Genomic DNA, 20,829 nt, shown 5'->3' with positions numbered 1-20,829 from the left:
CCTAAGGGGAGGGCAATGCCTGGGGGAGCGTTAGTTCACTTCGACACAGAACTGGGTACGGGCACTATCACCCGACACCAGCTGGCCAATTTCCCACTCCACCACCGGCAGGGTGCCGGTATTGGCAGTGGTGGCACTGTCAGAGGCACGCACCGCATCGTCCGCCGCCTGGAAGGTGGTGAACTCGGTGGTCTCATCAGTGATCACCACATTTTCTGCAGTGGTTGCACCTTCGTTGGTGGCGGTCAGCTGCCACACGACACACTGGCCAGGTTCAACCTGGGTGGATTGCACGGGCTCAAAGCCACCAGCAGGCCAGGTTCCACCGGCACAATCACAGGCGGTATCGACGGCTGCCTGCTTGTCCAGACGCACCTGACCCACCACCACTTCCGTGGTGTCGGTGGCGGTATCGGACACATTGGCGTTACTGGCGGTCAGGGTGTAGCTGTCCACGGTACCGGCAGGCGCATTGGACGGCGCGAATACGGTGACGCGAACATCCAGACGCTGGCCCGGCTCCAGGGTGATCAACGGATTGGCACCGGCATTGTCGATATCCACAAGAATGGTGTTGCCGTTGGGGGTACGCACTGCCAAATCGTTGGCGGTGGGCAGGTTATCCAACTGCACCCAGGAATCCGGGGTACCGTTACCGGTGGTATCAATGAACAGCTGAGTGTTGTTGTTCCAGCCATCTGCGGCCAGGGAGTTCGCCCCGGAGATTTCCACCGCTTCGGTGGTGTTACCGCCGTTGGCAATCACATGGGTGTAATCCACGTTACCGCCTGGCTGCACCTGGTTGGCGCCATCCGGGGACACGGTGATGTTGCGGTTGGCAATCACATCCACCGCATCCAGTTTCTGGTCGCTGATAGTGCCGTCAGAGGCTGACACCACAGTGAAGCGAATCGGGTAATCGCCGTCACCATCGTTGGTATCCACAGCACCTGCGCCAGTGAAATCTGCCGCAGCCTGAGCCACGATGGATGACACCTGCACTTCGGCTTGGTACTGGTACACCGCCCCTGCAGGCAGGTTCGGAGTAGCGGTTACCACGTTACCGGCATTGCTGGTGTTGTCAGCGGTACCGTCAGCGTTGGTATCCACGCCCACCTCACGGAAGGTCACCGCCCAGCCAGCAGGCAGGTTCGCGCCCAAGGTGAAAGATTGGGCATTACCGGAGTTGTTGGCCACGAACAACGGGAAGGTAGCAATGCCACCAACAGCGACTTCCGTCGTAGTGGTCGGGGCTGCCGCATTAAAGGGATCCGCGTCGGTACCCGCATCAGTCAGATCTGCAGAATGGCTGTTAGCCAAATCCACTGCCGGGGCAACGATTTCATCCAGCACTTCCAGCTTGTCATCGTTGACGCTGTTGTCGCCGAAGGAGGTGGCAACCATGGTCGCGACAAAGGGCCCCGTGCCGCTGACACCAGCAGGCAGCTGCGCACGGACGGTGATGCGACGATCCGCACCCGCCGCAATGGTGCCAGTATCCGGCACACCATTACCGTTGGTGTCCGTCAGCTGGGTATTGTTGGTCGCGTTCCAGAAGGTGAACAGCGTGCCCGCCGGGAAAGCCTGGGCACCAGCCGGGACTGTGCCCGCGCCGCCGTAAGTCGCACCGGCATTGTTATTGATGGTCAGGTCAAACACGTCACTGCCGTTACCATTGTTGGCAACGATATTGGCAAACGCCACCACAGCGCCGGAGTTGGCTTCATCCTGCAGCGCAACGTCGTTCAGCGTCGCATCGGCATCGGCCGCATCGCCGGTATCGGTTGCGTCCACGGCATAGGTCTGCTGGATAGTGGTGGTGGTGGTGTTGGATGTGGACGGGTCATCCGCATTGCCGTCGCCATCCAGATCCCCTTCTGCCGCAAAGGTGTTGCGGATCTGGGTGCCAGAGGCCAGGGTGCCATCAAAATCGACCTTATAGACCACGGTCACGGTGGTGTTAACGCCCATGATGGCATCACGGAAGTTGATACCTTTCAGGGTTTCACCGGTGGTACCGTTACCGTCCAGGTCCACACCCGCCGGTTCGGTCACGTCAGCCAGATCGGCAATGCCCGCATAAGAATGGGGCAGGGACTGCAGTGCACCGGTGCTGTCCAGCCACTGGTCACTGCTGGAGGCGAGCAGACCGTTTACGGAAACGATTTCCGCGAAGGTGGCATTGGCAGGAATCGGGTCGAAGATGTCCACATCTTCCGCCGCCCGGCCACCGTTGTTCTTCACTTCCAACGTATAGGTAATGGTGTTGTCGGTGAAGTTCGGCACCGCGGTCTTACTGAGCTGCAGTACCGCATCGGTGGTTACCGTCACCACATTGTTGTTGGTGTCGTTACCGTCCGGGGTGCTATCACCGTCAGCGTCATAGGTACCGGCGTCGCCGTTGGCACCGATATCCTCAACGGTACCTGCACCACCACCGACAGATTCCACCAACAGGGTGGACTCGATGGTATCGCCGGCACCGGCACCTGCTGGCACTGGTACGGCAACGATCAGCTCAGCCTGCTGGCCAGCGTTCAGGTTGATGTTGGTAACCGCAGACTCACCGGCATCGGGCACGCCGTTGCCGTTGGCATCCAGGTAAACGGTGTAGGTAGAGGCGCCGGTGGCAGCATCCAGACCGGCCAGACCGTCAACGCTGAAGCTGTCATCCGCGTTACCGGTGTTGGTCAGGGTATGGGTGAAGTAGACAGTTTCACCGGGCGCACCGGATTTGCTGCCATCGTTCTCCAGGGTGGCCGCGTAAACCTCGGCCACGGTAACGGTGGATTCATTGGACTGGGCCGAATAGCTGTTGCCATTGGCGTCCTCGTAGGTCACCGTCGCCCGGTTGTTAATGTCGGTCCCGGCAGGTGTCAGAGCCAGTGTTTGCCCGGCGGCAAGCACCAACCCCAACCCCATGACCGAGGCGGACACACGCGCAGACAACAGGCCCTTTTGAAAGGCGAGTTTCATGGCTGTTTCCTTTAATTGGAGTTTGAGTTTCGGACTACTTCTGATCTGAAAGCCTTGCCAGAGCGACCCTCCACACGCGGTGTGAGCCACTCCCCCAGTGCGACATACAAGTCGCTCGCACAAGACTTCCCGGGCCTGGGTGGGCCCTGATCATGTTCCCCCGGTTATTGCACCTTTACCCGGTACCGGTATTCCAGTACCTGGCCCGGCTGGATTCCGTTTTCCGGAACCCAGCGCAGCTGGGTGTAATCGCTCGGAGGGACAATGACGTTCTGTGTCTGGCCGTCAGGGCCAGTGATTGTTCGGGTTACCGGTTCTGCCTCAAAGCTGCTGCCATCGTCGATGCTGACAGTAAATTCCGTACTCACGTCGGTAGACGCGGAGCCCTTGAGGTAGGCGGTATTGGCGGGGATCGGGCCGGTGATTTCCAGGCCGGAAAGCGGTTGCTCCACTTCGTTGGTATACACCAAACGATACTCGATAACATCGCCCGGTGACGCGTCTTGCGAGGCAACCATCTCTTCCTGGCCATTTTTTTCACTAACCAGGTAGGTTTCCATCTTGCTGGACAGTGGGCCATCCGCCCATAGAGTGGTTGCCCAGAACAATACAGCCCCAAGAATAATGCGGTTCATCTAACGATCCCCTATGGTCTTGGCAGGCTTTCCTCTTCTGGTCCAACGCTAGTCAGCGAGGCATCCTGCCGAATTCAGTGCGCAAACAATTGTTATTGGTTTGCTTCATCACAGCCAAAGTGTGATTCAGGTCGAATTTTGCACTTTTTCTGTGTTGTTTTCATGTGAACTTTGTAAAAAAGCAATGCAAATCGCCTTACATTTTGACCCAAATCAAGAAAAAAAAGTAAAAACAATGACATCCTGAGTAATACAAAAGCCGTACCCCCATAAAAAAACCCGCCGAAGCGGGTTTTTTATGGGGGTACGGAGGAATAAGGACGACTACTGCCCTTTTGACCCCTTCAGATAGCGGAAGAACTCGCCATCCGGCTCCAGAATCAGCACATCTTCCTTGTCCTTGAAGCTCTCCTTGTAAGCCTGGAGGCTGCGGTAGAAGCGGAAGAACTCCTTGTCCTGATTGTAGGCCTCGGCATAGGTGGCCGCCGCCAGGGCGTCACCCTCACCACGGGTGGCCTGGGCCTTGCGGTAGGCCTCAGCCAGGATTTCACTGCGCTTGCGGTCCGCACCGGCACGGATTTTCTCCGCTTCCTCGCGACCCTGGGAACGGTGAGCCGCTGCATCACGCTGACGCTCGGCACGCATACGGTCGAACACCCGGCCACGTACCTGGTCTGGCCAATCCACCTGTTTCACCCGGATATCGACCACTTCAATACCCAGATCCTCCATGGTGGATTTATTCACTTCTGCACGAACCTGATCCATCAGTGCTTCGCGCTGGTCGCTGGCCATTTTTCCGTCAGCAGCATCGCTGGTCAGCGGTTCGCCCTCTGCTTCCCGGATGATGGATTCGTCCAGCTGATCCTTCGGTACCTCGGTCACCTCACCGGTGACCGGGTCGCGCAGCAATGCCTTGTCGCCTTCCAGTTTTTCCACGTTGCTTTCACCAGCAACCACCTGGAACACCGTGCGTGAGGCAAACTCGTTACGCAGGGCTTCATTGACCCGTGGGTCCAGCAACTGCCGAGCGCGGCCTTCCATTACCTGAGCATTGGAAGAGCCACCGCCCACACTGACGATGTAACGCTGCACATTATTGATCCGCCAGACCACAAAGGCATCCACATTGAGCAGCTTCTTCTCTGCGGTCAGGAAAGACTGGGTAGCCACGTCGTACACCAGGGCACGACCGTCCACGCGGACCACTTCTTCGACCATAGGCCACTTGAAGTAGATACCCGGTTCGATATCGGACTTGTCAATTCGGCTGAACTGCTTGAGTACTGCCTTTTCGGTCTGGTTCACAATAAAGAAGGAATCCAGCGCCAGCAGCGCCAGAACCCCCAACGCCAGCAGCGCCAACCATCCACGATTATTCATTAGCGCAACTCCCGGTTTGGTGTGCTGTAGAGGCTGCGAGACGCCTCGCGACCACTGCCGCCGTCATCCGCACCGGCCGATGACGTGCTGCTCGGGCTGGCACCGTTTTGCTGCGGTGCCCTGGCCTTGCTGGCGCCACCCTTGACCAGCTGTTCCAGTGGCAGATAAATCAGGCTGTTGCCCTTATCCACATCCACCAGCACCTTGCTGGTAGCGCTGTACACATCGGTCATGGTTTCCAGGTAGAGACGCTCACGGGTCACTTCCGGCGCCTTGCGGTATTCTTTCAGCAGATCGGTAAATCGCTCTGCATCACCCTTGGCGCTATCGATCAGACGGTTCCGGTAGGCTTCCGCCTCTTCTTCCAGGCGCTTGCCCTCACCCCGGGCCTGGGGGATGACCGAGTTACGATAGGCTTCCGCTTCTTTCTTGAAGCGATCTTCATCTTCCTTGGCCCTGGACACATCGTCAAAGGCATCACGCACCGCATCCGGTGCCTGGGTCTGATCCAGTACCACCTGCTTCAATACCAGGCCGGTATCGTAACGGTTCAGGTACTCATCCAGACGCTCACGAACCTTCACCCGGATCGCTTCCCGGTTGTCCTTGAGCACATCATCCATGGTCGCGGAACCCACCACATGGCGCAGGGCCGAGCTGGTGGCATGCTCCAGAATGGTTTCCGGACGGGCCACCTTCAACAGGAAGGGAATCGGATCCAGCACCTGGTACTGCACCTGCAAGGTCACGCTGACAATATTGGTGTCGCGGGTGAGCATCGCCTCAGTAATGTCGTAGCGGCGATTTTGCTCCACGTCGACCTTCTGGAATTGCTCGATGATCGGCGCACGCCAGCGAAGACCGGGATCCACGGTGCGGTTGTATTCACCAAAACGCAGCACCACGGCGCGTTCGCGCTGATCCACCTGGAAAAAGCCGACCAGGGCGTAGACCACCACGCCGATTACGGCAGCGATAATCAATACCGGCCAGGGGGAACCGCCCCCACTGCCGGAGCTACCGCCGGACTTGCCGCCCTTGCCACCGAATACGCTGTTAATTTTTTCTTTCAGATTCTTCAGGGCTTCATCCAGATCCGGCGGCCCCTGGTCACCGCCTCCACCCCAAGGGTCCTTCGGCTTGTTGCCGCCGGGTTCATTCCACGCCATGTAGGTCTCCAATCGGTCAGGGCGCTGAGCCCACCGGATTATTGATGGCTCGCATCGTGCGAGCGTTGTGAATTGTAGGAAGGGCCGTCATCCCCTGCAACCGCAGGAGCCGGCACCACCAGTTCTTCCTCTGTCAGCCCCTGCTCACGCAAGAGCCGCTCAAAATGTACCCGGTTCACATTGATGCGCAGGAGCATACTGCCATCCAGCGCTGCCTGCTCTTCCAGCACCTCACCGGCCTCGTGCAGGCGGGCGCGCAGGCGGCCGGCGGACGCGGGCAAACGCACCCAGCAATCCACCCAACCTGCGGCCAGTCGTTCGGCAATGGCCTGGAACAGCAGATCAAAGCCATCACCGGTCTGCGCGGAAATCCACACCCGCCAGGGATGGCCATGCTCATCCCGGTCAATTTTCGGCGACTGGCCCAGGTTGTCGACCTTGTTGTAAACGTGCAGAACCGGCAGCTTGTCGCCACCGATTTCTTCCAGCACCTCATTCACTGCCGCCACATTACTGTCACGCTCTTCTGCGCTGCAGTCTGTCACGTGCAGCAGCAAGGTGGCGTTAACGGTCTCTTCCAGGGTGGCGCGAAACGCCTGCACCAGCCGGTGGGGCAAATGGCGAATAAAGCCCACCGTATCCGCCAGAATCGCCGGCCCCACGCCCGGCACCTTTACCTTGCGCAGGGTCGGATCCAGAGTGGCAAACAGCTGATCCGCCACATAGACATCACCGGTGGTGATGGCATTGAAGAGAGTCGATTTCCCCGCGTTGGTGTAGCCCACCAGGGAAATTAGCGGCGTTTCGGAACGCTGGCGAGCCCGACGCCCCTGAGCGCGCTGCTTGCGCACCTTCCCCAGACGCGACTCAATGCCACGAATACGATCACGCAGCAGGCGACGATCGGTTTCCAGCTGGGTTTCCCCGGGACCGCGCAGACCGATACCGCCCTTCTGCCGTTCCAGGTGAGTCCAGCCTCTGACCAGCCGGGAAGACAGATGCCGTAACTGAGCCAGCTCTACTTGCAGGCGACCTTCATGGGTGCGGGCACGCTGGGCGAAGATATCCAGAATCAGACCGGTACGATCCAGTACCCGGCATTTCACCACTCGCTCCAGGTTGCGTTCCTGGCCCGGGCTCAGAGCATGATTGAACAGCACCACATCCGCGTTGATTTCCGCCACCAGCGCTGCCAGCTCTTCTGTCTTGCCGGAGCCGATAAACAGGGCAGGATCGGGCCGATCACGCTTGCCGGTCAACTCCGCCGCCGGCTCCACGCCACTGGAGGTGACCAGATGATAAAACTCATCCAGATCTTCGCGTCCCATGGCGTCGGGCAAATCCAGGTGCACCAGAATAGCGCGCTCACCGGCGCCGGTTCTGGTCTGCTCTGTACGGTCAAATAGGTCCATAGAGGCCTGATATGGGGGATGAGACCGCCAGTTTAAACCAGTCAGAGGAAGAAGACAGGGAAACCGGCATGAAAAGTACCGATCGGGGACGTTAACGCGGCCACAACGCAAAGAGCCACCCGAAGGTGGCTCTTTGCAGGATCTGCGGCAGCGTTACTGGTTGCCGAAGCCCTCATCGGCAGCAGGAACGGCGGTGCCGCCTGTACCGGTGGTAGTCATGGCCGGGTTACCGCCGCCACGGGGGTTGCGGGCAGGCACGACGGTGGAAATCGCGTGTTTGTAAACCATCTGACTGACTGCATTTTTCAGCAGCACGACATATTGGTCAAAAGACTCAATCTGCCCCTGGAGCTTTATTCCGTTTACCAGAAAGATAGAAACCGGAATACGCTCTTTACGAAGCGCGTTGAGAAAAGGGTCTTGTAGCGAGTGCCCCTTTGACATGGCAAGTCTCCTTGAAATAACAGTAAAAAGTAGTGCCCAACACTTCGGGCAATCAGCGCTGTAACACAGTGAAACCGTCCCATACGGTCACTGCCTTCGCCCGATGCGCTATCGGGCAAATTTTTGTCAACAACCCGGCAAATTGGTTCCAGGTGCCGACACAGCACATTTGCGCCGTGCTTCTCAAATCGCCGCAAAATGGCTAAAAATCGATGATTGGCGAATTATAAACCAAAAAGTCCAACAACAGGGCTAACTAAACACAGATTTACAGATCTTCGCAAGCTGCTCGACTAGCGCCTGCCGCTGTGACGCATCGTTACTGTCGAAGCCGTCCAGATACGGCCATTTGCGCAGCCAGGTGAACTGTCGTTTGGCCAGTTGCCGGGTGGCGATAATGCCTCGCTCCACCATGCTGTCGTAGTCGTACTGACCGTCCTGATAGTCCCACACCTGCCGATAACCCACCGCTTTCATGGCCGGCAGATCCCGGTGGATTCCGGGCAGCTGTCGCAGCGCCTGCACCTCTTCTACCAACCCCTGCTCGAGCATCTGCCGGAAACGCTGCTCGATCATGCGATGTAACCAGGCACGATCCGGGGGCAACAGGGCCGCACTGTAAACCGGCCAGGGCAAGTCACTGAACTCACTCAGACCATCGCGGTTCTGTGTGACAGTTGTATGATGATCCGCATGAAAAGCGGACAGGGGCCGACCGGTTATCCGATATACCTCCAGCGCCCGCTGCAGGCGCTGGCGATCCGTGGGGTTGAGTCGCTCGGCGCTGACCGGGTCCACCTGGGCCAGTGCCGCATGCACCGCCGGCCAGCCTTCATGTTCGGCCAGGGCGGCAATATCGGCACGCACCGCCGGGTCCGCTTCCGGCAGAGGCGCCAGCCCCTCCACCAGTGCCTTGAAATAGAGGATGGTGCCACCGACCAGCAGGGGCAGTTTGCCATTGGCATGGATCTGTTCGATTTCGCGCAGGGCATCGGCGCGGAAATCCGCCGCCGAGTAAGGGGCATCCAGGTCGCGAAAACCCAACAGCCGGTGCGGTGCCGCTGCCAGCTCTTCGTCACTGGGCCGGGCCGCACCGATATCCAGCCCGCGATAGACCAGCGCTGAATCCACATTGATGATGTCGATGGGCAACGCCTGTGCCGCCTCAATGGCCAGCGCCGTCTTGCCGGAGCAGGTAGGCCCCATGAGGAGCAGCACCGGCAGCATACGCTCTGCCCCAGCGTCAGGTTTCAGGCGTCCGGCGTCCACCTACTGCCCCCGCATGAACAACCGGTCCAGATCCTTCAGGCTCATCTGGGTCCAGGTGGGGCGGCCATGGTTGCACTGACCGGAACGCTCGGTAGCCTCCATGTCGCGCAGCAGGGCATTCATTTCCGGGAGGGTCAGCCGGCGATTGGCCCGCACGCTGCCGTGGCAGGCCATGCTGGAGAGCAACTCATCCAGCTTCTGTTCGATCCGTTCGCTGCTGCCCTGGGCCAGCAGGTCAGACAATACATCGCGAACCATCGCCTCGCTGTCACTATCGCGCAGCATCGCCGGCACTTCGCGGACCACCAGGGTCTCCGGCCCGGCACGCTCCACCATAAAGCCCAGCCGGGAAAACACCTCCGGTTGCTGCTCGGCAAAATCCGCTTCCCGGGAGGATACCGCCAGCGACACCGGCACCAGCAACGGCTGGCTGCGTACCTTGTCCTCGGACCAGCTCTGTTTCAGCCGCTCGTAGGTAATCCGCTCGTGGGCGGCATGCATGTCCACTACCACCAGCCCCTGCTGGTTTTCAGCAAGAATAAAGATGCCGTGCAACTGCGCTACCGCATAACCCAGCGGCGGCACGGTTTCCTGATCGGACGCCGGCGGCATACCCGGGTTTTCAGCCACCTGGGAACGGACCAGCGCACCGTAGGCATCCGCCTGCCGCAGGCCTTGGCCATAACTGAATCCACTGCCGGCCGGCGGCGAATAGGACGGACGCCCCGCCGGGGCAGACAGGGACATGCTGGCCTGGCTGGGCTCCATGGCCGGCATCACCGACTCTCCCTCGTCCACCACGCTGGCGGCCAGTGACTGGCCCGGGCGCACTTCGGCGATAGCCCGGTGCAAGGAGCTATAAAGGAAGCCGTGCACCATGCGTTGTTCGCGGAAGCGCACCTCATGCTTGGTGGGATGCACATTCACGTCCACCTGGGCCGGGTCCAGCTCAAGGAACAGCACATAGGCAGGGTGGCGACCGTGATAGAGCACATCCGCATAGGCCTGACGGACTGCGTGGCTGACCACCTTGTCGCGAATCACCCGGCCATTCACATAAAAGTATTGAAGGTCCGCCTGGGAGCGGGAAAACGTGGGCAGCCCCATCCAGCCGTGCAGACGGATACCATCGCGCTCCACATCCACCGGGATCGCCTGCTCCATGAAGCCCTTGCCACACAGCTTGGCCACCCGCGCCGCGCGCAGGGTGTCATCCAGCCCGGCGGGCAACTGGTGGATCACCTTCTGGTTGTGGGTCAGACGGAAAGCAGTGTTGAACTCACTGAGCGCGATACGCCGGAACACTTCTTCCAGGTGGTTGAATTCGGTCTTTTCGGTACGCAGGAAACGGCGCCGGGCCGGGGTATTGAAGAACAGGTCGCGCATGGTCACGGTGGTGCCGCGCGGGTGTCCCGCCGGGGTGACCGAGGGAGCCATGTCGCGCCCTTCCACCTGCACCTGCCAGCCTTCCGCTTCGCCCTCCACGTTACTGGCCAGGGTCAGCCGCGATACCGAGCTGATCGCGGCCAGGGCCTCGCCCCGAAACCCCAGGGTGCCGATGGCTTCCAGATCATCGAGGCCCCGGATCTTGCTGGTGGCATGACGGGACAGGGCCAGGGGCAGGTCATCGCGACCAATCCCACTACCGTTATCGCGCACTCGCACCAGCTTCACCCCACCCTGCTCCACATCCACGCTGATGGATTCCGAGCCGGCATCCAGGGCGTTTTCCAGCAGCTCTTTCAATACCGAGGCGGGGCGCTCCACCACCTCACCGGCGGCGATCTGGTTGGCAAGGCGGGAATCAAGCAGCTGGATCTTTGTCACGGGCGTCTCTGTTGATGGAATTCAGGTAAAGATTACGGGTAATATCGAAGCGGTCAGACAGCCCGGTGGCGAGACGCGAGTAACGAGGAACGAACGCCAAAGCGGCGTTGCTTTTCGACACGCGCTACTCGTCACTCGCAACGCGTGTCCAATGATCGCTCTCACACATCGTTCGCACCGAAGGCCTTCACGAACCGGGGATTTTCAGCACCTGGCCGACCACGATTCGATCTCCATTCAACGCATTGGCGCTGCGGATCGCCTGTTCGGAGACGCTGTACTGACGGGCAATTTCCGAGAGTGTATCACCGGGCTGGATACGATACTGCTCGCCGTGCTCACGGCGCTGGGCTGCATACCAGCTATGCGGTGCCGGGTGATTGCGGAAATAGGCATCCACCCCGTTGACGATAGAGCGGGCCAGTTTGCTCTGGTGCGCAGAGGAGCGCAGATTGCGCTCTTCCGTCGGATTGGAAATAAAACCGGTCTCCACCAGGATCGAGACCATTTCCGGCTCCTTGAGAACCGCAAACCCGGCCTGTTCCACCCGGTCCCGGTTACCGTGCAGCTTGGTCACCTTACCCATTTCTCCCAGCACCTGCCGGCCCAGGTAAAGGCTGCCCGCCATGGAACCATTCATGCGCAGGTCCGCCAGCACGCTGAGCAAGGAGCTGTCGTCCTTTTCCTCTTCGTAGACCCCGGCCACCCGGTCGGATTCGTTGGCAATCTTGGCAAGATAGCGCGCCCGGGCGCTAGTGGCGCCACTACTGGACAGGGCAAACACGGAAGCACCGTTGGCGCGGGCATCGGTGAAGGCGTCCGCGTGGATGGAAATAAACACATCGGCCCCGTGATCCTCACGGGCGATGCGGCGACGCTCGGCGAGGGGCACATAGTAATCCCCGTCACGCACCATCACCGCCCGCATGCCGGCCTGATCATTAACCTGCTTTTCCACCTTCTTGGCGATCTGCAGCACCAGGGTCTTCTCGTAAACACCGCTAGGCCCGCGAGCCCCCGGATCTTCACCACCATGGCCGGCATCGATGGCCACCACCATCAATCGAGGCTCGCTGGGTGCCTCCTTTTCCTTCACCGGTTCCGGACTGGTTTTGGCAGCACTTTGCAATTCGCTGTCGAACAGATCCACCACCAGACGCCAGCCATGGGGCTCGATCGGTTTGAGCAGATTGGTACGGGTGCGCACACCGTTTTTCATGTCGAAGACCACACGGGTCTTGTCGCTATGCTTGCCGACACGAATATTGGCAATGGGGCTGCTGGCGTAATCCAGGGTGTTGACGTCGAAACCCAGGCTGGCATCCAGCAGATCCAGCACGATGCGATCCGGGTTGGCCAGTTTGTCGAGTTTGTGATCCACCGGTGAGGGCAGATCAAACACTATGCGAGTGTGATCCGGGGCCCGGTGCAGACGCACCGAATCAATGCTCGTCTGGGCAAACCCCAGGCTGGCCCAGACGCCACTGAGCAGAAGCACAAACACTGCGGTAAGGTTTTTCTTATTGTCACGATGCGTCATAGGCCCAATCCAGGGTCGCCTTTCGTCCACGGCCGTTGACGGCCAGTGTAATGGTCAAATCCGGTGAAGGCACCACCCCGGCGCCCCGCTCCGGCCACTCCAGCAAACACAAGCTGTCGGAGGAGAAATAATCCCGTACGCCTATCAACTCCAGTTCTTCCGGGTCGCCAAGACGATACAGGTCGAAGTGATAGATATGGACGCCGCCAAGCTCGTAGGGTTCCACAATTGTATAAGTCGGGCTCTTTACCGCCCCCTCGTGGCCCAGGCCTCGCAGCATACCGCGCACCAGTGTGGTCTTGCCGGCGCCCAGGTCCCCTTCCAGATAAACGCAGCCACCACCGTTCAGACGGCGGGCCAGACGGCCTCCCAACGCCAAGGTGGCGGCTTCATCGGGCAGGTCCACATGCTCAACAGTCATCTATGCTCTCGTTATTCAGCCAGACAGTTTTCATTCAGCTCGGCACGCAAATACGGCAACAGGTCAGTGGCCAGCATGCCCCGTGAACCACACCGGGCCGCACAGGCGTCGGCGGCGCGGGCGTGAATCATGGCCCCCAACCGGGCCGCATCATAGCCCGTCAGGCCCTGGGCGCGTAAGGCGGCAATCACGCCGGTGAGCACATCACCCATGCCCCCGGAGGCCATTCCCGGGTTGCCGTCACAGATCAGGGCGCGGCCTCTCTCACCCTGCACATCTTCGCCCTGAATCAAGGTTCCCAGGCCTTTCAGCAACACCGTGCCGCCGTAGCGGGTGGCCAGGCTTTCCAGGGCCGAAAAGCGATCCTGTTGAATATCCGCTGCAGATACGCCGAGCAGCCGACCCGCCTCTCCCGGATGGGGGGTCAGCACCCAGTCGCCCTGGCCAATGCCGTCATCGTCGGCCATCAGGGTCAGGGCATCTGCATCCACCACCAACGGCTTGCCGCTTTCCAGCGCCAGGGCCAACAAGGCACGCCCCCAGTCATCGCGCCCCAGGCCAGGGCCAATGGCGATAACACTGGCCGCCGCCAGCAAGGACGCCGCGTCGCTGGCATTGTCCACTCCGCGAACCATGATTTCCGGCTGCCGTGTGAGCGCCACTGCCACATGATCCGGGCGGGTAATCAGGCTGACCTTGCCCGCCCCGCAGCGGGCGGCGGCCTGGGCGCTCATCACTGGCGCACCGGCAAAACCATGGTCTCCGCCGATGACCACCACATGGCCGTAGTTGCCCTTGTGACCATCAATCCGTCTCGGCGGCAGCAAGGCATGCAGGTTGGCGGGCACCGGCACCCGGCAATCCGCTGGCACTTGGGAATACACGTCCCGGTCAACCTGCAGATCAAAAAAGCACAGTTCACCGCTATACACCGGCCCCTGCCCGGTCAGCAGGCCACGCTTGAGACCAATAAAGGTACAGGTCAGATCCGCCGCCAGCACCGCCCCCAGCGGCATGCCGGTATCGGCCCCCAGGCCGGAGGGAATATCCAGCGCCAGGCGCGGCACCGGCAAGGCATTCAGGGCGGTCAGCAAGGCCGCCATTTCATCGCGTAGCGCACCACTGAGGCCGGTACCCAGCAGGCCATCGACCAGCAGGTCCATCCCCTCGGGAAGACGATCCAGTGTCAGTGGCGTCATGGGGATGCCGGCATCCCGGCAGCGTTCGGCCATGGTCAGGGCGTCACCCTTGAGCGTTTCCGGTGGCGTGGTGAAATGGATCTGTGGTGCCAGCCCGGCAGCATGGGCCAGCCGCGCGACCACATAACCATCGCCACCGTTATTGCCACCGCCACACAGCACGGCGATCTGCCGGGCTTCCGGCCAACGCTCACACAACGTATCGAAAGCCGCCTGCCCGGCACGGGCCATCAGCTCGGCACCCGGGGTGCCGGCGGCAATCGCCAGTCGGTCCAGTTCGCGGGTCTGGGCGGCGGTATAGAGAGCCTTCGACAGTGTCGTCATGTTACCCTTCATCGTTCATTTCCCGGCATTATATCCCTTCAAACCATGGACCTGCAGGCACTGAAAGAAAAGATCCAGCTCTGGGGGCGCGAGCTCGGCTTCCAGCAGATCGGCATTGCCGATACGGACCTGCGCGCCGCCGAAGCGGACCTGAAGGCCTGGCTGGAAAAAGGCTACCAGGGCCAAATGAAATGGATGGCCGCCCACGGCAACAAACGCTACCGGCCAGAAGAACTGGAACCGGGCACCCTGCGGGTGATCTCCGCGCGGATGGATTATCTGCCGCCGGATACGCAACCGGTGAAGATACTGCAACAGAAAGACAAGGCCTATGTGTCCCGCTACGCCCTGGGCCGCGACTATCACAAACTGATCCGCAAGCGCCTGGCCATCCTGGCCGCGCGTATTCGCGAGGAAGTGGCCGACAGTGAGTTGGCCCGGGCCTTTGTGGACAGTGCACCGGTGATGGAAAAGCCCCTGGCCGCCAAGGCCGGGCTGGGCTGGCAGGGCAAACACACTCTGGTGCTGAACCGGGAAGCGGGAAGCTGGTTCTTTCTAGGCGAAATCTATACAGATATTGCGCTGCCGGTGGACCAGCCCGGTGAGGACCATTGCGGCAAGTGCCGGGCCTGCATCACCGTCTGCCCCACCGACGCCATCGTCGCCCCCTATGAGCTGGATGCCCGGCGCTGTATTTCCTACCTGACCATCGAGCATGAAGGCAGCATCCCCGAAGACCTGCGCGAAGGCATCGGCAACCGCATTTTCGGCTGCGACGACTGCCAGCTCATGTGCCCCTGGAACCGCTTTGCCCAGCACACCGGCGAAGGGGATTTTCATCCCCGCCACGGGCTGGGCGACAGCGATCTGGTGACGCTATTTTCCTGGAGCGAGGAAGAGTTTCTGGAACGCACCGCCGGCAGCCCCATTCGCCGGGCCGGGTATCGAAAGTGGCTGAGAAATATTGCCGTGGCGCTGGGTAATGCGCCGGGGTCAGAAGACATTGTGCAGGCGCTAAGGGACAGACAGAATTTCCCGGACGAGACCGTGCGCGAGCATGTGCAGTGGGCATTGGAACGGCACATCCAAACCTGACACCTCGGCTGTAGGCGCGTCACCGGCGGTGCGATAGACAGGCTGGGTAAAAAGCATTTTCACCACAGAGGGCGCAGAGCACACAGAGAAAAACCAACCTTTCCCTCAGTGATCTCTGTGCCCTCTGTGGTAAATCAGTCTTTTCAGAGGTTGGGCTATCGCGTCGCCAATGACGTGCCCACGGCGGTGCATTTTCAAACGTCAATAAAATGCTCGCGGTAATACTGCAGCTCGGCGATGGATTCGCGGATGTCGTCCAGGGCCAGATGCTTGTTGTCCTTCTTGAAGCCCGGCAAGATCTCCGGCTTCCAGCGACGCGCCAGTTCTTTCAAGGTCGACACATCCAGGTTGCGGTAATGAAAGAAGGCTTCCAGCTCGGGCATATAGTTGGCCAGAAAACGGCGATCCTGGCAGATGCTGTTGCCGCACATGGGTGACATGCCCGCCTCCACATGCTCCTTGAGGAAATCCAGGGTCTGAGCCTGGGCCTGCATCTCGCTGATGCGGCTTTCCTTCACCCGCGCCACCAGGCCGGAGTTGTTGTGGTGTTCGGTGTTCCACTCGTCCATGCCGTCCAGCAGGGCATCACTCTGATGCACCGCCAGCACCGGTCCTTCGGCAATCGGGTTCAACTGGGCATCGGTGACAATGGTGGCGATTTCGATGATGCGGTCGTTCTCCGGGCTCAGGCCGGTCATTTCCAGATCGATCCAGATCAGATTGTTGCGCTTGTCAGTCATGGGCATTCCGTATCATGGCTTTATGCCTACATGGTAGCATGCAGCCACCAATCAACCGGAATACCTCGTGGCCAAACGCAAGCTCAACCGACGCCAACAGTGGCGTATTGAAAAAATCCAGGCGGAAAAACGCGACCGGGCACAGCGCCGCAACGCGGAGTTGGAGACCCTGGTGGCCAACGACCTCGGCGACGAGCAGACCGGCACCATCACCGCCCACTTCGGCCAGCAGGTGGGCGTGGAAAGCGCCGATGGCGAATCCATGCGCTGTCACTTCCGCGCCACCCTGGAGCAACTGGTGGTAGGCGACCGGGTCATCTGGCAGCCACCCAAAAGCGAGGGCCTGGGCGTGGTGGTGGCCATCGAACCACGGCAGACGGTACTGAAACGTCCGGACATGTACGGCAACCTGAAGCCAGTGGCCGCCAATGTGGAGCAGATGCTGGTGGTGTTTGCGCCCTTGCCGACGCCTTCCAGCGCCCTGCTGGACCGTTATCTGGTGGCGGCAGAACTGTCTGACATTCCCGCCACCCTGGTGCTCAACAAGGCTGACCTGATCGATGAGGAATTGCGCCCCTTTATTGACGACATGAAGGCGCTTTACCAACGGCTCGGTTACCCGGTGCTGGAAGTCAGCGCCCATGACAGCCAGGGCCTGGCCCCACTGCAGGAGGCCCTGGTGGGCAAGACCAGCGTGTTCGTGGGGCAATCCGGGGTGGGCAAATCCTCCCTGGTCAATGCGGTACTGCCAGAAGCCGACCTGCAAGTGGGCGACCTGTCCGCCAGCTCCGGCCTGGGCCAGCACACCACGGTCACCGCCCGGCTCTTCCACCTGCCCACCGGTGGCGAGCTGATCGATTCCCCCGGTATCCGTGAATTCGGCCTCTGGCATATCAGCGAGGACGAACTGCTGCATGGCTATCGTGAGTTGTCCGACCTGGCCGGCCACTGCAAATTCCGCAACTGCTCCCACCGCAACGAACCCGGCTGCGCCCTGATCATGGCGGCAGACAGTGGCGAAATCAGCGAAGAACGGCTGGCCAACTTCTACCAGATTGCCGACACTCTGGATGAGGACGGGCGAGAGAGATACCAGTGAACAGTTAACAGTGAACAGCTAATAAGGGACAATGCCCCCAACGCTGACAGCGATATGTCTTTTTTCGCTGTTCACTATTCACTATTAACTGTTCACTGATCCCATGCTTCCTCTGCTGCTCGAACCTGCCGACCTCGCCAAGCACCTGGGCGATGACAAGCTGCTCATCATTGATCTGAGCAAGCCCACCATCTATGTCCAGGCCCATGTGCCCGGGGCCATTCATCTGGATTTCAAGCGGCTGCAGACTGGCGCCCAGCCGGCACCGGGCATGCTGCCGGATGACGACACCCTCGGCGACCTGTTTTCCGGGTTGGGGCTGACCCCGGACACCCATGTGATCGCCTATGACGACGAAGGCGGTGGCTGGGCCGGGCGGCTGTTGTGGACGCTGGATGCCATTGGCCACAAGCACTACAGCTATCTGAACGGCGGCATTCATGCCTGGCTGGCAGAGGGGCATCCCACCAGCAGCGAATCCACGGAACCCACACCCAGCGACTACGAAGTGGGCGAACATGATCCGCTCACCGAGGTGAACCTGGATTACCTGCTGGCCCATTATCAGGATCCGGCGGTGGCCATCTGGGATTCCCGCTCGGAAGAAGAGTATTCCGGCGTGCGCGCCTTTGCCCAGAAGCCCGGCCACATCCCCGGCGCCGTCCACTACGAGTGGACCGACCCCATGGACAAGCAGAACAACCTGCGCTTGCGTCCCCTGGACGACATTCGTGCGGAGCTGGAGGCTCGCGGTATCACGCCTGACAAGGAAGTGATCTGCCATTGCCAGACCCACCATCGTTCCAGTTTTTCCTGGCTGGTGGGCAAGATCCTGGGCTACCCCAGACTCCGTGGCTACGCCGGCTCCTGGGCAGAATGGGGCAACCACCCCGACACCCCGGCGGAAAAATCCGAATAACCCACGTTAAGGACATCCCTTGAACAACTGGCGCGACAAGCTCTTCGTTACCCTGCAATACCTGATTCCCCAGCACGCCTTATCCCGGCTGGTGGGCATGCTGGCGCGTAGCGAAGTACCATGGATCAAAACCACCTTCATCAACCTCTTCATGAAGCGCTTCGGCATTGACCTGTCCGAAGCCCAGATTGAAGACCCGGACCAGTTCGAAACCTTCAACGCCTTCTTTACCCGGGCGCTGAAGCCGGACGCTCGCCCGCTGGAAGCGTCTGACGCCGCCGACATCGCCTGCCCGGCGGACGGCGCGGTGAGCCAGCTCGGCGCCATTCGCGCCAATCAGGTGTTCCAGGCCAAGGGCCACGACTACTCCCTGTACGACCTGCTCGGCGGCGACAGCGCCCTGGCCAGCGAATTCACCAATGGCCAGTTCGCCACTATCTATCTGTCACCCCGGGACTATCACCGCGTGCATATGCCGTTGACCGGCACCCTGCGCGAAACCCGCTACGTGCCCGGCGACCTGTTTTCGGTGAACGAGGCCACCGCCAACGGCGTGCCCAACCTGTTTGCCCGCAACGAGCGACTGGTGTGCATCTTTGACACCGAGCGCGGCCCGGCAGCGGTGATTCTGGTAGGCGCCATGATTGTGGCGGGCATCGAAACCGTGTTCAGCGGTCAGGTGACCCCCCTGCCGAAACAGGTGGTGACCACCGACTACCTGCGCACCGCCCCCATTACTCTGGAAAAAGGCGACGAACTGGGCCGTTTCCTGCTCGGCTCCACCGTGGTGCTGTTGTTCCCGGAAGGCAAAGCGAATTTCGAAGCCGATCTGAAAGCCGGCAGCCTGGTGCGGGTGAAAGGCAAGCTGGGACAGTACAGCGAAGGCAGCCAAGCCTGATTACGGACAACGGGCCGGTTCCATCGGCCCGTTCCCCTCTCTGAAACCGAAACATTCTTTCCTTTCTCGTCTACCCCATATACTCCACTCATTCAATGACCCGGATTGAGCGGGTGTCCCGCCTGACATCAGGAGCGGTCCGCAAAGCAACTGCAGATTGGCGCATCTTCCCTACAATGGCCGCCCAATGAATTCATCGCCGGTGGAACCATGATCACTGACACCCTGCAACAGGCTCTCCACAACACCACCCGCCCCTGGCGACAACGCCTGGATAACGGCCGCGCCCGGCTGTTCCAGGCGGACGCCCTGAGCCAGGCAGAACAGACCCCCTACGAGACCCTGTTCGACGATGGCCTGGTGAAGCTGCGCTACTACCCACCGCTGCAGGAAAACGCCATCCCGCTTACCGATGGCACGGTGATGTCCGTGAGCAGGGACACCCAGCGCACACCACTGGTATTGGTGGCCCCGCTGGCAGTGAACATGCTGATCTATGACCTGTTCCCCCAGCGCAGCCTGGTGCGCTACCTGCGCGCCCGCGGCTTCGAACTGTACATGGTGGATTGGGGCCGGCCCGGCAAGTATCACAACCACCTGAACCTGAGCAGCTACTTTTCCGACTACCTGCCCAAGCTGCTGGTGCAGGTACGACGGCACAGCGGCAAACAGCAGCTCAGCCTGCACGGCTGGAGCTTCGGCGGCCTGTTCAGCCTTTGCTACAGCGCACTGGGCCAGGACCCGGATATCAAGAACCTGGTGTTGGTAGGCGCGCCCACGGACTATCACCGCAACGGCGCCCTGGGCGCCCAGTACCGCCGCTTCAGCCGCCGCGCCAAATGGATACGCAGCAGCACCGGCCTGCGCATCCATGATGTACCGGCAGGGCTACTGCGCTCCCCGGGCTGGATGAACAGCCTGGCGTTCAAGCTCACCAATCCGGTGGGCAGCCTGCAGGGCTACTGGAATCTGGTGAAGAACCTGCACGACCGGGATTTCGTCTCCGCCCACGCCACCAACGGTGCTTTCCTGGACGACATGGTGGCGTACCCGGGCGGTGTGATTCAGGACATCATCCGCTACCTGTGGACCGACAATGTGGTGGCCCACGGCCAGCTCCCCATGGAAGGCACCGAAGGCCACCTGAACCAGGTTACCGCCAATGTGCTCAACGTTACCGGCGCCAGCGACCCCATCGTCACACCGGAATGCAGCCAGGCCATGGAGCCGCTGATCCGCAGCAAGGACAAAACCTTCATCACCATTGAAGGGGGCCACATGGGCATCCTTGGCAGCGCCGCAGCACAGAAGCAGAGCTGGGGCAGGATCGCCGACTGGTTAATTGAGCGGGATTGAAAGCAGCTGCGAGCTCCTAGGCGGGCGTGGTCGTGCAACCGAATTGTGCCGTGCCCCCATTTTTTGTAGGAGCTATGCTTGCATGGCGAACCGAGCGTAGCGAGGCGGCAGAGTTCAATCTAG

Annotated in this window: 17 protein-coding genes; 5 read left to right on the top strand and 12 right to left on the bottom strand. The window is 60.5% G+C overall.

Features of this window, described 5'->3' with window-relative positions:
* Positions 1-30: 30 nt before the first annotated feature.
* From ACMG4N_RS05500 to ACMG4N_RS05450, 11 genes are all read right to left on the bottom strand, one after another.
* Positions 31-2,976, bottom strand: a complete 2,946-nt coding sequence (locus tag ACMG4N_RS05500) for a beta strand repeat-containing protein (RefSeq protein WP_414433061.1) — start codon at positions 2,974-2,976, stop codon at positions 31-33.
* A gap of 164 nt (positions 2,977-3,140) precedes the next feature.
* Positions 3,141-3,611: a hypothetical protein gene (locus tag ACMG4N_RS05495; protein WP_414433060.1), complete on the bottom strand. Its 471-nt coding sequence runs from the start codon at positions 3,609-3,611 to the stop codon at positions 3,141-3,143.
* A gap of 324 nt (positions 3,612-3,935) precedes the next feature.
* The gene (hflC, locus tag ACMG4N_RS05490; RefSeq protein WP_277673099.1) at positions 3,936-4,994 is read right to left on the bottom strand and encodes a protease modulator HflC; all 1,059 of its coding nucleotides are present in this window, start codon (positions 4,992-4,994) and stop codon (positions 3,936-3,938) included.
* Entirely contained in the window at positions 4,994-6,163 is a 1,170-nt protein-coding gene (gene hflK / locus ACMG4N_RS05485; protein WP_297769773.1) for an FtsH protease activity modulator HflK, read from the bottom strand. The genes hflC and hflK overlap by 1 nt, the downstream gene beginning before the upstream one ends.
* Before the next feature lie 38 nt (positions 6,164-6,201).
* A complete protein-coding gene (hflX, locus tag ACMG4N_RS05480; RefSeq protein WP_277673097.1) occupies positions 6,202-7,575 on the bottom strand; it encodes a ribosome rescue GTPase HflX in 1,374 nt (457 codons plus the stop codon).
* A gap of 153 nt (positions 7,576-7,728) precedes the next feature.
* Positions 7,729-8,019 carry an RNA chaperone Hfq gene (gene hfq, locus ACMG4N_RS05475; RefSeq protein ID WP_035245043.1) on the bottom strand — a complete coding sequence of 97 codons (291 nt, stop codon included), beginning with the start codon at positions 8,017-8,019 and terminating at the stop codon, positions 7,729-7,731.
* Between the two features lie 252 nt (positions 8,020-8,271).
* The gene (gene miaA, locus ACMG4N_RS05470; RefSeq protein ID WP_414433303.1) at positions 8,272-9,246 is read right to left on the bottom strand and encodes a tRNA (adenosine(37)-N6)-dimethylallyltransferase MiaA; all 975 of its coding nucleotides are present in this window, start codon (positions 9,244-9,246) and stop codon (positions 8,272-8,274) included.
* A 42-nt stretch (positions 9,247-9,288) separates the two neighbouring features.
* The gene (gene mutL, locus ACMG4N_RS05465; RefSeq protein WP_297769766.1) at positions 9,289-11,115 is read right to left on the bottom strand and encodes a DNA mismatch repair endonuclease MutL; all 1,827 of its coding nucleotides are present in this window, start codon (positions 11,113-11,115) and stop codon (positions 9,289-9,291) included.
* A 187-nt stretch (positions 11,116-11,302) separates the two neighbouring features.
* Positions 11,303-12,655 (bottom strand): N-acetylmuramoyl-L-alanine amidase, encoded by a 1,353-nt coding sequence (locus tag ACMG4N_RS05460; RefSeq protein WP_297769764.1) that lies wholly within the window; start codon positions 12,653-12,655, stop codon positions 11,303-11,305.
* Positions 12,642-13,076 carry a tRNA (adenosine(37)-N6)-threonylcarbamoyltransferase complex ATPase subunit type 1 TsaE gene (gene tsaE, locus ACMG4N_RS05455; RefSeq protein ID WP_297769761.1) on the bottom strand — a complete coding sequence of 145 codons (435 nt, stop codon included), beginning with the start codon at positions 13,074-13,076 and terminating at the stop codon, positions 12,642-12,644. The genes ACMG4N_RS05460 and tsaE overlap by 14 nt, the downstream gene beginning before the upstream one ends.
* 11 nt (positions 13,077-13,087) lie before the next feature.
* A complete protein-coding gene (locus ACMG4N_RS05450) occupies positions 13,088-14,599 on the bottom strand; it encodes an NAD(P)H-hydrate dehydratase (protein ID WP_414433059.1) in 1,512 nt (503 codons plus the stop codon).
* A gap of 45 nt (positions 14,600-14,644) precedes the next feature.
* Here ACMG4N_RS05450 and queG point away from each other — a divergent pair, with 45 nt between their 5' ends.
* The gene (queG, locus tag ACMG4N_RS05445) at positions 14,645-15,694 is read left to right on the top strand and encodes a tRNA epoxyqueuosine(34) reductase QueG (protein WP_414433058.1); all 1,050 of its coding nucleotides are present in this window, start codon (positions 14,645-14,647) and stop codon (positions 15,692-15,694) included.
* 194 nt (positions 15,695-15,888) lie between these two features.
* On the opposite strand, the gene orn is transcribed toward queG, so the two are convergent.
* The gene (gene orn / locus ACMG4N_RS05440; protein ID WP_414433057.1) at positions 15,889-16,434 is read right to left on the bottom strand and encodes an oligoribonuclease; all 546 of its coding nucleotides are present in this window, start codon (positions 16,432-16,434) and stop codon (positions 15,889-15,891) included.
* A gap of 67 nt (positions 16,435-16,501) precedes the next feature.
* Here orn and rsgA point away from each other — a divergent pair, with 67 nt between their 5' ends.
* The 4 genes from rsgA to ACMG4N_RS05420 all read left to right on the top strand — a co-directional run bounded on the left by rsgA (position 16,502) and on the right by ACMG4N_RS05420 (position 20,706).
* The gene (gene rsgA / locus ACMG4N_RS05435; protein ID WP_414433056.1) at positions 16,502-17,533 is read left to right on the top strand and encodes a small ribosomal subunit biogenesis GTPase RsgA; all 1,032 of its coding nucleotides are present in this window, start codon (positions 16,502-16,504) and stop codon (positions 17,531-17,533) included.
* A 103-nt stretch (positions 17,534-17,636) separates the two neighbouring features.
* Positions 17,637-18,452, top strand: a complete 816-nt coding sequence (locus ACMG4N_RS05430) for a sulfurtransferase (RefSeq protein WP_297769746.1) — start codon at positions 17,637-17,639, stop codon at positions 18,450-18,452.
* Positions 18,453-18,471: 19 nt separating this feature from the next.
* Entirely contained in the window at positions 18,472-19,350 is an 879-nt protein-coding gene (gene asd / locus ACMG4N_RS05425) for an archaetidylserine decarboxylase (RefSeq protein ID WP_414433055.1), read from the top strand.
* A 210-nt stretch (positions 19,351-19,560) separates the two neighbouring features.
* Entirely contained in the window at positions 19,561-20,706 is a 1,146-nt protein-coding gene (locus tag ACMG4N_RS05420) for an alpha/beta fold hydrolase (protein WP_414433054.1), read from the top strand.
* The last annotated feature ends 123 nt before the right edge of the window (positions 20,707-20,829 follow it).

The sequence above is a fragment of the Alcanivorax sp. IL2 genome (genome assembly GCF_047495475.1).
Classification (GTDB): domain Bacteria; phylum Pseudomonadota; class Gammaproteobacteria; order Pseudomonadales; family Alcanivoracaceae; genus Alcanivorax.
This window is presented reverse-complemented; position numbering and strand designations above follow the sequence as displayed.